Annotated in this window: 13 protein-coding genes; 7 read left to right on the top strand and 6 right to left on the bottom strand. The window is 41.7% G+C overall.

What is annotated here, in order from left to right:
* Positions 1-221: 221 nt before the first annotated feature.
* Together ACTQ9S_RS11775 and ACTQ9S_RS11770 are read left to right on the top strand one after the other, a co-directional pair.
* Positions 222-512, top strand: coding sequence for a GNAT family N-acetyltransferase (locus tag ACTQ9S_RS11775; RefSeq protein ID WP_351118928.1), 291 nt, complete (start codon positions 222-224; stop codon positions 510-512).
* A gap of 291 nt (positions 513-803) precedes the next feature.
* Positions 804-1,097, top strand: a complete 294-nt coding sequence (locus ACTQ9S_RS11770) for a 4a-hydroxytetrahydrobiopterin dehydratase (RefSeq protein ID WP_350655669.1) — start codon at positions 804-806, stop codon at positions 1,095-1,097.
* Between the two features lie 131 nt (positions 1,098-1,228).
* Here the strand turns inward: ACTQ9S_RS11770 and ACTQ9S_RS11765 are convergent, their stop codons facing one another.
* Positions 1,229-1,384: a DUF1328 domain-containing protein gene (locus ACTQ9S_RS11765; protein WP_021814049.1), complete on the bottom strand. Its 156-nt coding sequence runs from the start codon at positions 1,382-1,384 to the stop codon at positions 1,229-1,231.
* 470 nt (positions 1,385-1,854) lie between these two features.
* Here ACTQ9S_RS11765 and ACTQ9S_RS11760 point away from each other — a divergent pair, with 470 nt between their 5' ends.
* The 3 genes from ACTQ9S_RS11760 (at position 1,855) to ACTQ9S_RS11750 (ending at position 5,843) form a co-directional block, all read left to right on the top strand.
* Positions 1,855-3,153, top strand: a complete 1,299-nt coding sequence (locus ACTQ9S_RS11760; RefSeq protein ID WP_440455034.1) for a saccharopine dehydrogenase family protein — start codon at positions 1,855-1,857, stop codon at positions 3,151-3,153.
* A gap of 721 nt (positions 3,154-3,874) precedes the next feature.
* Positions 3,875-4,705, top strand: a complete 831-nt coding sequence (locus tag ACTQ9S_RS11755; RefSeq protein ID WP_440455033.1) for a hypothetical protein — start codon at positions 3,875-3,877, stop codon at positions 4,703-4,705.
* 445 nt (positions 4,706-5,150) lie between these two features.
* Positions 5,151-5,843, top strand: a complete 693-nt coding sequence (locus tag ACTQ9S_RS11750; RefSeq protein WP_440455032.1) for a hypothetical protein — start codon at positions 5,151-5,153, stop codon at positions 5,841-5,843.
* 127 nt (positions 5,844-5,970) lie between these two features.
* On the opposite strand, the gene ACTQ9S_RS11745 is transcribed toward ACTQ9S_RS11750, so the two are convergent.
* Positions 5,971-8,490 (bottom strand): Tex family protein, encoded by a 2,520-nt coding sequence (locus ACTQ9S_RS11745; protein WP_440455031.1) that lies wholly within the window; start codon positions 8,488-8,490, stop codon positions 5,971-5,973.
* A gap of 579 nt (positions 8,491-9,069) precedes the next feature.
* Here ACTQ9S_RS11745 and ompR point away from each other — a divergent pair.
* Positions 9,070-9,834, top strand: a complete 765-nt coding sequence (gene ompR, locus ACTQ9S_RS11740) for an osmolarity response regulator transcription factor OmpR (protein WP_068033820.1) — start codon at positions 9,070-9,072, stop codon at positions 9,832-9,834.
* Positions 9,835-9,902: 68 nt separating this feature from the next.
* Positions 9,903-11,039, top strand: coding sequence for a CobW family GTP-binding protein (locus ACTQ9S_RS11735; RefSeq protein ID WP_440455030.1), 1,137 nt, complete (start codon positions 9,903-9,905; stop codon positions 11,037-11,039).
* Positions 11,040-11,229: 190 nt separating this feature from the next.
* Here ACTQ9S_RS11735 and ACTQ9S_RS11730 read toward each other — a convergent pair whose 3' ends face one another.
* From ACTQ9S_RS11730 to ubiG, 4 genes are all read right to left on the bottom strand, one after another.
* A complete protein-coding gene (locus ACTQ9S_RS11730) occupies positions 11,230-11,496 on the bottom strand; it encodes a DksA/TraR family C4-type zinc finger protein (RefSeq protein ID WP_440455029.1) in 267 nt (88 codons plus the stop codon).
* Between the two features lie 127 nt (positions 11,497-11,623).
* The gene (locus ACTQ9S_RS11725; protein WP_440455028.1) at positions 11,624-12,472 is read right to left on the bottom strand and encodes a YciK family oxidoreductase; all 849 of its coding nucleotides are present in this window, start codon (positions 12,470-12,472) and stop codon (positions 11,624-11,626) included.
* A gap of 96 nt (positions 12,473-12,568) precedes the next feature.
* Entirely contained in the window at positions 12,569-13,279 is a 711-nt protein-coding gene (locus ACTQ9S_RS11720; RefSeq protein WP_068033813.1) for an HAD family hydrolase, read from the bottom strand.
* Positions 13,280-13,308: 29 nt separating this feature from the next.
* Complete coding sequence (gene ubiG / locus ACTQ9S_RS11715) at positions 13,309-14,070, bottom strand: bifunctional 2-polyprenyl-6-hydroxyphenol methylase/3-demethylubiquinol 3-O-methyltransferase UbiG (RefSeq protein ID WP_350655708.1); 762 nt, start codon at positions 14,068-14,070, stop codon at positions 13,309-13,311.
* Positions 14,071-14,097 lie beyond the last annotated feature (27 nt).

Here is a 14,097-nt window from a genome sequence, read left to right as displayed (position 1 = left end):
TTCAAGCTTACGCTTGATTCTTTACTTATGGTTAATGCTTTAAAAGACAGCTCAAGAGACAGTTTAAAAGAAAGATAGTAACATTTGCTCTATCCACTTTTACCGTAAGCTACTGGTCAACAGCTTTTTAATCGATGATAATAATCAGCTATAGATTTAGTTGTATCAGTTATAAATGATATCTACATAGATTTATTTTAATAATAAAAATGGAGAATTTGATGAGTACAGCATCTGATCAAGATCTAAATATTACCCATAATGAACAAGCAAATCGTTTTGAGACTACTATCGAAGGCCAAACTGGCTATATTAGCTACCAAGAGCGTGGCGATACTTTGGTTTATGACCATACGATTGTGCCACAAGAACTTGGTGGTCGCGGGATTGGCTCAAAGCTAGTCAAACATGCCTTAGATTATGCACGTGAGAATTATAAAAAAGTCGTACCCCAATGTTCGTTTGTATCGTCATATATCAGTAAGCACCCCGAATATAAAGACTTAGTCTAGGAACATAGAGAACAGTTAAGCAGACGACTCACCTACCTATCAACTTGACATACCTAACTATATATTTATCAATTGATATATGGCAGGATGTAAGAGATAGGTAGGTTTTTTATCCTATAGTAAATATAGGATAGCGGAATGTAAGATAGCTGGGAGCAATCTCGTAACAGTAACCATAAAGATAGATTATCAAGTACATTGAATATTTTATTATTGATGTTGATAATGATCCAGCTAATAACAAAAACACTCTAACCTCTTAACCACCACATAATAATAAAGGATATCGATATGAGTAGTTTATCTGACAAACAAGTTGATATGCAGCTAGAAGACCTTGTAGGCTGGCAACGTGATGGCAATAGCATCGTTAAAACTTACCACTTTAGTGATTTTATTGAAGCGATGAGCTTTATGAACCAAGCGGCTTTTTATGCTGAGGCACTTGAACATCATCCTGAATGGAAAAACATCTATAACATCGTCGAAGTACGTTTGACGACTAGTGATACTGGTGGTATTACCAGCCATGATATTCGTTTAGCGAAACGCATGGAATATATTATTCAGCCCAAACGCTTGTAAATCGATAAGCCTTAACAGCTCTCCTTAGCATAAACTCGCTAATTTTTAAAGCAAAAAAACGTCCTCAAATGAGGACGTTTTTTGTGCTGCTTAGGATACATTTAGCGTAAATTCAAAATGCATTCTAACAATTACATCTTACGGCTAACAAACGCCACGATGAATAAGATAACAGCTACTGCTAAGAAGATATATGCTAGGTTAGCAGATAATCCAGCAACACCGCCAAATCCTAACAAACTTGCTAACAGTGCGATAACTGCAAATATAATAGCCCAACGAAACATAATTATTCTCCTAAAATAAAAAGCATTCAATATACGGATAAAGCGTAACACTGTTGATAGTCAATCTTTTAATAATTGGTACTGCAAGGTTCGCTAAATCCAATTACTATCAATGCTTATTGTTGTTAATATTATTAATTCTACTTCATTTCTAATGATTCACTTCCAACAAGTTACTTCCAAGTTGTGATAGTAGATTAGCAACATTTTAAGCAGATAAACGTTCAGTTTGGTAATAATCACGGTAGGTTGTGTAACCTGTGTAGTAGTATTGCCCCGTTTTTAGCAAGTTCAGGTTATCAGATGTTTATTAAGCTAGTATTCAGATGATATGGTGCTGAGATAGTGTTATCTACAGCTGTCTTAGAAGCGCATAATCCAAATGCTATTACTCTAAGGGTCATTGCTAACATAGAAATCTTAGGCATTACCCTACCCTCATTTATGTAAACACATATAAAGGAAAAAATATGAATAATACGGATATTCAAAAACGTTCATATGCTGTCGTTTTATACGGCGCAACCAGCTTTGTCGGTCAGATTACTGCTCATTATCTAGCGCAGTTTTTAGCAGATAAAGACAATCAAAATGGTCCAGACTCAGAACCTGTGACATGGGCAATTGCTGGACGTGATCAAGAGAAGTTAGAAAAATTGCAGACTGAGTTAAGTGCTGCGCAGAAAGGTGGCAAAGCGGAAGCAAAGGTCGATATCATTGTCGCTAATAGTAATGACGACGCCAGTCTTGATGAGATGACCAAACAGACGCAAGTCATTATCTCGACCGTTGGCCCTTATCTTAAGTATGGTGAGCCACTGATTAAATCTTGTACCAAAAACGGTACTGACTATGTGGATCTTACTGGTGAAGCTATCTTTATCAAAGACATGATGGACAAATATCAAGACGATGCTAAAAAAAGCGGTGCACGTATTGTCAACTCATGTGGCTTTGACTCTATCCCTTCAGATTTAGGTGTATATTTTACTCAGCGACAAGCCGAAGAGAAGTTTGATGAGTCTTGTACTGTCATCAATATGAGGGTGAAAGCTGCAAAAGGTGGTTTGTCAGGCGGTACTATCGCTTCAATGGCGACTATATTTGAGGAAGTTGGACAGAATAAATCACGCCGTAAGCAAGTTGCTAATCCATACTTGCTTAATGACGATGAAGATGCGCCTAACGTGCGCCAAGATAATGTGAGCAAGCCTGAATACGATGACGAACACGCTCGTTGGTTAGCACCATTTGTGATGGCAAGTATTAATACTCGCATTGTCCATCGTAGTAACCAACTTCTTGATTATGAATATGGTCGCGATTTTAAATATGATGAAGCAATGTGGATGAAAGATGGCGTCAAAGGAAAGCTAATGAGCTATGGCATGAGTATCGGCCTGTTAGGTTTTGCTACAGCGATGATGATTAAACCGAGCCGTGAGCTACTCTCAAAGCATGTGCTACCCAAATCAGGCTCTGGCCCATCTAAAGAAGAGCAAGAAAACGGCTATTTTGATATTCGTTTCTTTGGCAAGACTGCAAAAAACGATACTATCAACACCAAAGTTACTGGTGATAAAGACCCTGGCTATGGCAGTACTTCACGGATGCTAGCACAGTCCGCTTTATGCCTTGCTCAAGATATCGATAAAAATGATGTCGAAGGCGGGTTTTGGACGCCAGCCTCTGCGATGGGTGATAAACTATTAACTCGTTTAGAAACTCACGCCGATCTCAGCTTTGAGGTTGTGGATAGCAACAGTTAAAGCAAACAGTTAAATAAGTATAAAAATATACTATATTCAAATCACTTTAAAACCGAGACAGTGCTACTGGGATGAATTTTTCGCAGCCTCTGTGTTAGCAGCAAGCAAGGAAAATTTATACCCGTAGCACGTGGCTATTAACGTATCGATTTTATTTCGTACTAACTATAATTAAAAAACGATAGCCGCATCTTAATTACAAGATGCGGCTTTTTATTATCTAAATTTTTCAAATAACCTTTTTTAAATAGTTTCTAAACCTGCATAGCTTCCCAAGTAATAAGCCTGACTTTATTAATACTATTTAGCATATGCCATAAAACATCCAATGTTAATAAATAATAATAACGTCGCGATTGGGTAAATATTATTGCCAATTTATAGTTATCTAGCACACAAAGATACACTTCGTTAATTTAATGACACAGTGACAGTCAATTATATCCCTTACCCTTAATAAAGTTATTGGCCTGTGAAGATTGTGTCTATAAAAATAACTTACCTGCAAGTCGTAAGACTAATTTATATAGTAAAAATAAGCATGATGAATCTTTATCTTTAATTTTAGAAATCTGTATTCGTTTATTTTTATAATAAGAATGATGCTTTAATTAATTATCACTTAAATAACAGACACTTAGATTCAGGCAGACATCTGAATTTCTAAAGAACTACTCTTAGAGAATAACGATAAAACATCCCTAATTAAAAGGAAGCTATTATGAAATTGAATGTATTGACTACGGCTATACTAATCTCAGGTTTTGCTATGTTTGCCAGTTCTGCTAACGCAGCTGTAGTAACGGATAAGCATGGTAACGTTGGCTATGACAGCTATGATGAATGCATCACAGCGGTAAAAGACGGCTCTGCTAAGTTCTACACTCCTTACACTTATCAAAAACCAAAACGCCGCGCTGGTGAAGCATCAGTCAAAAAAATGCGTCTGTCTGAAGTCATGATTCCTCAGGCTGTGGTTAGCAGCAATAACCTAAATACAGCAAACTATGCAGCGGGGGCTTGTGATTTAGGTGTCGGTCAATCAGATGGTCGTTATGGGGTATCAGGCGCATTGGTCGGTAAATATGTGCCTATCGCTCCTGACATGCCAGTCAATGTCTATATGGACAAAGAAGGCAACCCTGTGCGCCTAAGTATGCAGCAGTGTGACAATCATTTCAGTGATAAGTTCCCAACGCCTGTGGTAAGTGAAGTTACAGCTCCGGAAGCGCAAGTTGCTATTGCAGAAGAACGTACCGTAGAGCCGGTTGTTATTGAGACCAAGCGTGTTATTCGCCCAACTATTTATAGCGTAAAACAAGTCATTTATGCGCCAGAAGATCAGATTAAACGTGTCAATACGGCAACAGGGACTGCTATAGCCATCGAAGATGGTAGGGAGCGAGCCGTCATTGTGGGTCAAGAAGCAGATGCTGAAATTATTGATAACATAGAAATCAATCAAACATTTCCAGTTACTCGTGTCCCTAATAACGATACGCAGCAACGCCTTGTGGACCCAAACACTGGTAAATATGTGACTGTAGAATAAATAGCTAAATGCAAAAATGTGACTATTGTGCCTTACTATATCTTAGATTATTGATGTTTTAAGCCATCAAAAAAGTTGGTCAAATTTTATACGATTTTACAGACACAGCACTTGCATAACGTCACACGAATACATCAATCTGTTAGACCTTTAATGAGTTTACTACTGAAATACCAGCCATAGAGCTGGTACTTTGCGTGTAGAGATTATAGATAAGATATCAGCTTTATATAGCGACTTTATAATGCTCTTTACCTATAGCAATCATGACAGCCTTTAAAATAGTTGTCATGATTTTATTTTGTCTACAATTGACATTTTAAATATAGTAAACATATATATTTAAAACGTTAAATAGATACCCTACGGAACAACGCTAAGTAACGATCAAGTTTAAGAACGCTTTAGACTGATCAATAAAACTTGTGACTCAAGGAATCAACTGATGCAAAATCGTACTTTATCACTAATTATAGGCACAGCTTTAGTTATGCCAAGCCTAGCAATGGCCGCTCCTATTGATAACAGCAGTATTACACCAGCGGATATGCGTAACGCTCCTGCTGCTAGTACTTTACAAGCTGAAATCGATGGTCCAAATGGCGAGCTACTTGCCACTCAACCAGGTGAAGTCGAGAGCGATGCAACTGTCGTCGAAACAAACTCTGAAGAGATGAACGATCCTGAAATGATGAGCAATCCTGAAGAAATGAACGATCCTGAAATGATGGGCAATCCTGAAGAAATGAATCATTCTGAAATGATGGGCAATCCTGAAGAAATGAATCATCCTGAAATGATGAGCAATTCCGAAGAAATGAATCATCCTGAAATGATGAGCAATTCCGAAGAAATGAATGATCCTGAAATGATGGGTAATTCTAAAGCAATGAACAACCCTGAAGCAATGAACAGCCGTGGATCTGAACAAGCTGCACCACAAACTTTAAATCAGCAGCATAGCAATACTGAATATCAGCCATTGATTGCAGGCGAAGTGCTTAACGGTGACCCGAGCAGCACAAACGCTCCAGTTACGTTGCAAGAAAAGAAAAAAGATAGCCGTGGTGAATTCCTAGCTACTCAGCCAGCTGAAGTTGAATTTAGCGAAAATCGCCGTGTTGCTGTGTCTCGCTAAGCGCTTATATCTACTAATTACTATTAATAGATAGTAATTAGCTGTTTTCAGCAAACTATATTATGTGTAATAAAAAAGGCAGCCATTAGGCTGCCTTTTCTCTCTTTACTATCTATCTCAAAATAAATTACTTCTTAGTTTTGGTCACGCCAGCTTCTTGCAGCAGCGCACCGAGGGTACCCATCTTGCTAGGTGTCTCAGCTTTCTCAGCTCTAGGCGCTTTGCTACGGTTATTGGCGCTGTCTTTGTCCTGACGGTTGCTACGCGGCTTTGCTGGACGCTTATCAGCGGCTGGGCGGTTGCTACGTGGACGACTGGCTTTGTCATCATTACCAGTGCTTGCTGCAGTAGGCTTCGCGGCTGGACGCGCAGGTTTTTCAGACTCAGGCTTCATACTAAAACCAATGCGGCCACGTTTTTCATCGATAGAGATGACACGTACCGATATAATATCACCTGGCTTGACGCGATTCATTGGATCAGCGACGAAGTCATTTGCCATCTGTGAGATATGTACCAAACCGTCTTGATGTACACCAACGTCAACGAAACAACCAAAGGCTGTGACATTGGTAACGACGCCTTCAAGCTGCATACCTTCTTCTAAGTCTTTAATGCTATTGACGTCTTCACGGAAATTAGCGGTTTTGAACTCAGGACGTGGGTCACGTGCCGGCTTGGCCAGCTCTTCGATGATAGCTTTGACACTGATATTGTCATCATTTGCTGCAAGCGCAGTAGTATCGATAGTATTTAATACACCATCGTTACCGAGCACTTCTGGCAATGCTTTACCCGTCTGCGCAAGTAAGCTATCGACTAGCGCATAGCTTTCTGGATGCACGCCAGTGGCGTCAAGTGGATTGCTGCCGTCATGGATACGTAAGAAGCCTGCTGCTTGCTCAAAGGTCTTAGCACCTAAGCGCGGTACGTTTTTGAGCGCCTCACGACTATCAAATGCGCCATGCTCTTTACGATAAGTGACGATTTGCTGGGCGACATTGCGATTCAAACCAGCGATATGAGCCAAGATGGCAGGGCTTGCTGTATTTACATCAACACCAACCGCGTTCACGCTGTCTTGCGTGACTTTATCAAGGCTATCTGCTAACTGGCTTTGGTTCACATCATGCTGATATTGACCAACACCAATCGCCTTTGGATCAACCTTCACCAATTCTGAGAGTGGATCTTGTAAGCGACGAGCGATAGATACCGCGCCACGTACCGATACATCTAGATTGGCAAGCTCATCACTAGCAAGCTCACTCGCAGAATAGACTGATGCGCCAGACTCGTTAACGATAACGGCTTTAGCTTTTAAAGCATCATTAGCAGCCAATATCTCTTTAACCATCGCATCTGTTTCGCGGCTAGCAGTACCATTACCGATAGCCACTAGATCAACGTTATAAGTACTTAACAGCTCATCAATGACTTTTTTGGCCTCAATCATCTTGTTATCAGGCGCAAATGGATAGACGGTCGCTACTACAGGCTTATCTTCGCTATCTAGCATGACATGGCCTTGGGCATCAACAATCGCCATTTTGACGCCATGACGAATACCAGGATCGACACCTAAAATCACTTTACGACCAGCAGGTGCTGACATCAGTAGATGCTGTAAATTATTAGCAAATACATCAATCGCATCGGCCTCAGCAGTCAGGCGCTTTTCAGTCAATAAGCGATGTTCGATATGCGGGCGCCATTTGTCTTTCCATAAGCTGCTAGCAGCTTCTGCTAAAAACTCACGGCGCTCAGCTGGAGCTTTAGAATCGATATCGAAATGGCTAATGATTTTTTCGATAAATGGTGCATCTTCGCCTTCAATTTTGAGACCTAAGACGTTTTCTTGGCGACCACGTAGCATCGCTAATAGGCGATGATTGGGCAGACGCGCAAGGCTTTCGCTATGCTCAAAGTAGTCTTTGAATTTCTCGCCAACTTCTCGCTTCTCGTCACTGGCAACGCTCGATACGATACTAGCCGTTTTAGCAAAGCCATTCCGCAGACCATCAAGCAAATCTAATGCTTGTGTCCATTCATCGACGATGATGGCTTGTACGCCAGCCAGTTGTTTTTCAATATCACTGAAATCAACTTCAATCTCATTACCGCTATCATCAGAGATACTAGACGGTGCTTGATAGTCAGCCAGTGCATCTGTTGGGGTAATTTCTTGCGTCAAGACCGCTTGCGCTGCAACATCGAGACCAGCGGCGCGTGCTTTGGCAGCCGGTGAACGGCGACGCGGACGGTACGGCAAGTAGATGTCTTCAAGCTCAAGCTTAGACGTCGCATTATCAATACGGGTCTGTAACTCGTCGGTCAAATTGCCTTGTGTGCTAAGCAGCTCAATAATTTTGAGGCGACGTGTTGCCATATCGCGCTCATAATTGAGCGACTTCTCTAAAGCACGCAGCTGCGCATCGTCAAGATTTTGAGTCTTCTCTTTGCGATAACGCGCAATAAAAGGGACAGTCGCCCCTTCATCGTAGAGTTTGACAAACGCATTGACTTGAGCAGTCTTAATGCCAAGCGCGCGAGCAAGTTTGTCGTGAATATTCGCGTGTGTGGTTGCATCCAGGCCCTGTGTATTTGTCGAGGGTTGAGACGCCGTTAAGGTATCAGTGCTACTCATATCCGTATCAATCGTTGAGAAATGTAGTTTGGCATTATAGCAAAAGCTGCATGAATAAAAATCCTTTTTATATCTTCGTTACTTATCATAGTCTTTATCGCTCAAATAATAGTCTTTATGGTTTGAATTTTCATATAATCTAGCGCTAATCACTACGTTAAACAAACGCATACAGCATTTATGTCCACGGGTGATGCAATTACTTGTTCAATCTTATACACTAAAGGCATAGGTTTAAAAACGCTAATCTGCCTCAAACCTTTCAATAGAGGTATGAACGGTTATATTTGGCTTAGGATTTCTTTTTTCATTAAGATAGATTGGCTAATTTGCACCGAGGGTTGATTTAAATAATTATAGCTAGGCCTAGAACTTCTGACCGTAAATTTAACGTTTTATGTTATAAATACTTTATATATTTTTGTGCAATGGATAGCATATAAAATAAATTACCTGTTGAGTGGATTTATAACCCCTGATTACAACTCATAGCCTTCTGACAGTGTAGCTACCTGACTAGTAGGTTATTAATAACTACATAATCTTTGACAATAATAATGTTTATTAAAGGATCTCTGCATGACTGATAATAAAAGCACCGATACTATGACTCAGCGAATTTTGGTCGTTGATGACGATGCTCGCTTACGTTCTTTGTTGCAGCGTTTTCTGGAAGATGACGGCTTCGTAGTACGTACTGCTCATGATGCCAGTCAGATGGACAAATTGATGCAGCGTGAACTGTTTTCTTTAGTAGTGCTAGACTTAATGCTACCAGGAGAAGACGGTATCAGTATTTGTAGACGTCTGCGTGAAGACAATGGAGATATTCCGATCATCATGCTTACGGCCAAAGGTGGTGATGCCGATCGCATTGCTGGACTTGAAGCTGGTGCAGATGATTATTTGCCCAAGCCTTTTAATCCAAAAGAGCTACTAGCACGTATCAAAGCGGTACTACGTCGTCAAAACCGTGAGTTACCTGGTGCGCCAAGCTATCAGTTAGAAGTGGTTGAATTTGGGCCATGGACGCTTGACTTGTCTACGCGTACCCTTAAACGCGATGGCAATGTAGTTACTTTGACTACCGGTGAATTTTCTGTCCTAAAGGCGCTCGTACAGCATCCACGCGAACCTTTAACTCGTGATAAGCTTATGAATCTTGCGCGTGGCCGTGAGTGGGGTGCTATGGAGCGCTCAATCGATGTACAGGTGTCACGCCTACGTCGTCTGATTGAGGATAACCCTTCACAAGCTCGCTATATTCAAACGGTCTGGGGCGTAGGTTATGTTTTCGTTCCTGACGAAGCAGAACCAGAACAAACGACTGCCACGACAGATTAGTTTTAACCCATCGTTTTGTGCTTTAGAGTATTCACTTTAAAGCACAACTACTTAGTAAATTCTTATATATGACTTCTTCGGCAATTATTCAAAATATACCCTGCACACTGGTGACAGGGTTTTTGGGTGCTGGTAAAACTACCGTTATTAATCAACTGCTCGCTACTAAACCAGCTGATGTACGCTGGGCCTTATTGATTAATGAGTTTGGACGTATTGGTATTGATGGCGCCCTATTAAAAGGTAGACAAAACGACGTCGAAAAGCCAAACACTATTGCTATTCGAGAGGTCAGCGGTGGCTGTATTTGTTGCACCAGCCAATTGCCACTACAAATTGCACTTACTCGGCTTTTAAGTGAGCATCGTCCACAGCGTCTTATTATTGAGCCGACAGGTCTGGCTCATCCGCACGAACTAGTCAAACAGTTAAGCGCACCGCATTGGCAGACATCCCTAAGTATGCAAGCCGTCATTACGGTACTAAGTGGCTTGCAATGGCAACAAGAAAAATATCGCTCACATGAAGGCTTTCAAGCGCATGTTCAGGCGGCTGACGTAGTGGTCATCAATCGCTATGAGCAATTAGACGCTACTTGCCAGCAGGATCTGCTCACGTGGATTGGAACGCTCAATGCGCAAGCAAGCATCATTTGGGCGGCCCCTAATGATGCGTCCTCAGAATTGACAGTCGCTCAGCTTAGCATGCAACTTAATCAGCCCAGTGCGAGTATCTTCAAGCAACGCACAACACAGTCCAATCAGTCACGCATTAGCTTGACCCTACCTAATCACTTACTGACTAACGTGCCGAATACAGGTAATTCAGCAGCAATGACGATGGATGATGAGCTGCCCTATCGCTATCATGACGAGCAGCAAAGTATGTTATTAGCTGGCTGGCGACTACCTTCACATTGGGTGTTTGCAGTGGACGAATTGCAGCAATGGCTGTTGCAACTCCCTAACTGGCAACGCATTAAAGGTGTGGTACATACCTCTGATGGCTGGCAACAACTGAATTTTACGCCTGATAGCTTAACCATCATGACTACGAGCGCGCAAATCGATAGCCGAATAGAAGTTATCTTACTTGCTGATACGGATAATAGTCACATTAATAGTAAAGTGTCCAAAAATGAGCGCCAACCGCTTATAGATTGGGATGTCTACGACCATGAGCTTATGGCACTACTCGCCAAATAAAAAAAGCCAACGCTATGATTTAGCATTGGCTTTTTTATTTTCGGGTGGTGTGTCAAAAAGTATGCTGATTAAAATTTGAACAATTTTTGAAGCCTTGAAAGCCCTATAGAATCAGAGAACTTAGCATAGATTTCGTATTGACTTTTATCGCCAGCATACTTTTTAGAACACCACCTATTTTCGTAATCTATCAGCGCAATTGACTGTCTTTACTACCACGGCGATTAAACAGCTCAGCGGCTTTTGCTTCTTGCTCAAGCTCAGTTTGGCAGCCTACACAGTGCTGTACCCCAGGTAAAGCACTACGCCGTGCTTCTGGAATTCGATTGCCACACTCATCACAAAACTCAGCGCTATCACCTTTAGGTATAGCACTTCGTACACGATCTAACGCATCATTGACGGTCGCATCCATTTGCTCATGTTCTGCGCCATCTCTCGACCAGCCACCTGCCATAATCTATCCTTTTTGATATATTTAGTCATTATTATTAATATAAAATGCTTTAAGAACATATAGATGGGGCTAAATTAAACTGTTTTCAATGTACAAAAAACAACTATAGCTGGCCGCTTTAGACGCTCTAGTCTTTTGGTTGCAAAGCCACGACCTGCCCGCGTACACCGATACTATCATCGCTCATTAGACAGACATAGCCTGCCATAATATCTTCAGGTGTTTTTAAGCTCATCGGGTTTTCACCCGGAAAAGCATGGGCGCGCATGTTGGTACGCGTACCGCCTGGATTGATACAATTAAAGCGCAGATTAGTCGTGTTCTGCGTCTCCTGAGTGAAGATATCACTCATGCCCTCCACGGCTTGTTTTGAGAGTGCATATGCACCCCAGAATGCGCGCGGATGGGTGCCAACGGTACTGGAAGTAAAGACAATAGAGCCATTAGCCGCGTCTTTAAGTAACGGTAATAGTGCTTGAGTCAGCATAAAGGTCGCTGTAAAGTTGACCTGCATCACTTTGGCAAAGATATCGACATCGTACATCTCAAGCGGTGTCAGCTCACCTAATAATCCTGCATTGTGTAGGACGCTATCAAGTTGACCGATTTCTTTGACGATCAATCCTTCTAACTGCTGCATTTCGGCATAAGTGGCTTTTTCTAAATCCATCGGTAGCATCGCTGGCTGCTTACCACCCAAGCTTTCAATCTCATCATAGACAGCTTCGAGCTTGCTGCTAGTACGACCTAATAATAATACCGTCGCACCATAGCGAGCATAGGTCAATGCGGCAATACGCCCAATACCGTCTCCCGCACCTGTGACTAAGATTGTCTTGCCCTCTAAGCAGTTATCTTGCGGCACAAAATGACGAATCTCATCATGGCTTAAAGGTTGCGTAGAGTTTTGACTGGCTTTTTGATTAGCTTCTTGGTTGGCAGTTTTATTAGAAGGTTGATTAACATTGTCGCTCATAGGTTTACCTGCTATTTATCGATTTATGATAAAGATTACTATAAAGATTTATTTTTTTAGGTTATCTAATACTAGCTAGATATAGATGTATTTGAACTATAAGTATTCAAATTTGCCCGGAGATAATAGCAATTTACTTAACTGTTCAGGGGTATCGATAATATAGTCTGCGCCCCAGCTTTTTAGATTTTGCTGATCTTCGGGTGGAATATAACCATAAGCGGCCAAAATCGTTGGCATACCAGCAGCCTTTCCAGCTTCTATATCACGTACATGATCGCCCACGTAAAGTACGCAACCTGCAGCGCCACGCGGTATTGCAAGCTTCTCTAACGCCATATACATCGGCTCTGGATCAGGCTTAGTACGTGAGACGTCATCAGGGCAAACCAAGACCGAACAGCGCCCATCTAGTTGCATAACTTTAAGCAGTTGCTCAGATAAATAACGCGGCTTATTGGTTACGATACCCCATGGCACGCCTTTATTTTCAAGAGCAGTTAGCACTGCTTCAAGCTCACCAAATACACAGCTATCGACACAGATATCTGCTTCATAGTCATCTAAAAACTGCTGGCGATACTGTGACAACTCCTCATCACTGAGGTCGATTTGGTCGTTGTGACGTAGCATTAACTGCACCATCGCTGACGCACCAGCAGAGACTTGCTCGCGAATATGTGCTTCGGGCGGTGCTTGCCAATTATTTTGCGCACTCATTTTGCCAATGATGCGTACAAAATCAGCAGCGGTATCAATCAGCGTACCATCTAGATCGAACAAAACAGCTTTTACAAATTGCGTCATATTGCATGCTCTTATTATTAAAAATTGTATTAAACCAGTGGTTTTTGGACGGCTAGCATATAGTTGACATCGACATTCTGTGCCAGCCAGTAGCGTTTGGTCAACGGGTTATAATGCAGGCCGATAATATCTTGGCGGCTAAAGCCTGAGTTTAATGCCATTTTATCAAGCTCAGCTGGGGTAATAAATTTTGCATAATCATGCGTACCACGATCTAATAGACGCAATACATACTCCGCTCCGACAATCGCAAACAAGTAAGATTTTGGGCTACGATTGATAGTAGAGAGCACACAGACTCCGCCTGGGGCAAGCAAATCGAAACAAGCTTGTACGATAGAGCTTGGATCCGGTACATGTTCGAGCATTTCCATGCAAGTCACCACATCGAACTGACCGGCATGAGTTTCTGCTAATTTTTCGACCGGTATATGCTGATAGCGTAAAGAGTCATTTAGATTACTCTGCTCTGCATGTAAGCTGGCGGCTTTTAAGTTTTCAGTACCTAAATCAATACCAGTGACATCAGCACCGCGACGCGCCATTGATTCGGCTAATATGCCGCCACCACAACCAACATCTAATATCCTTTTACCAGTCAGACCCATCTCAGCCGTTTTGTTAGCATCACCACCTTGATAGCCACGTTTAACGTTTTCTTCTATCCAATTAAGGCGTAGTGGATTGATATGGTGCAAGGTTGCAAACGCACCCGTATTATCCCACCATTCGCTGGCAAGCTTATTAAACTTATCAACTTCACTTGGATCGACGTTGGTGGCTGTGTTCATATTTGCATCGTTAGTTTTTACGATAGT

The organism is Psychrobacter sp. ASPA161_9, assembly GCF_051970275.1.
GTDB lineage: Bacteria > Pseudomonadota > Gammaproteobacteria > Pseudomonadales > Moraxellaceae > Psychrobacter.
The sequence above is the reverse complement of the archived record's forward strand: the minus strand, read 5'-3'. Positions and strand labels throughout refer to the sequence as shown.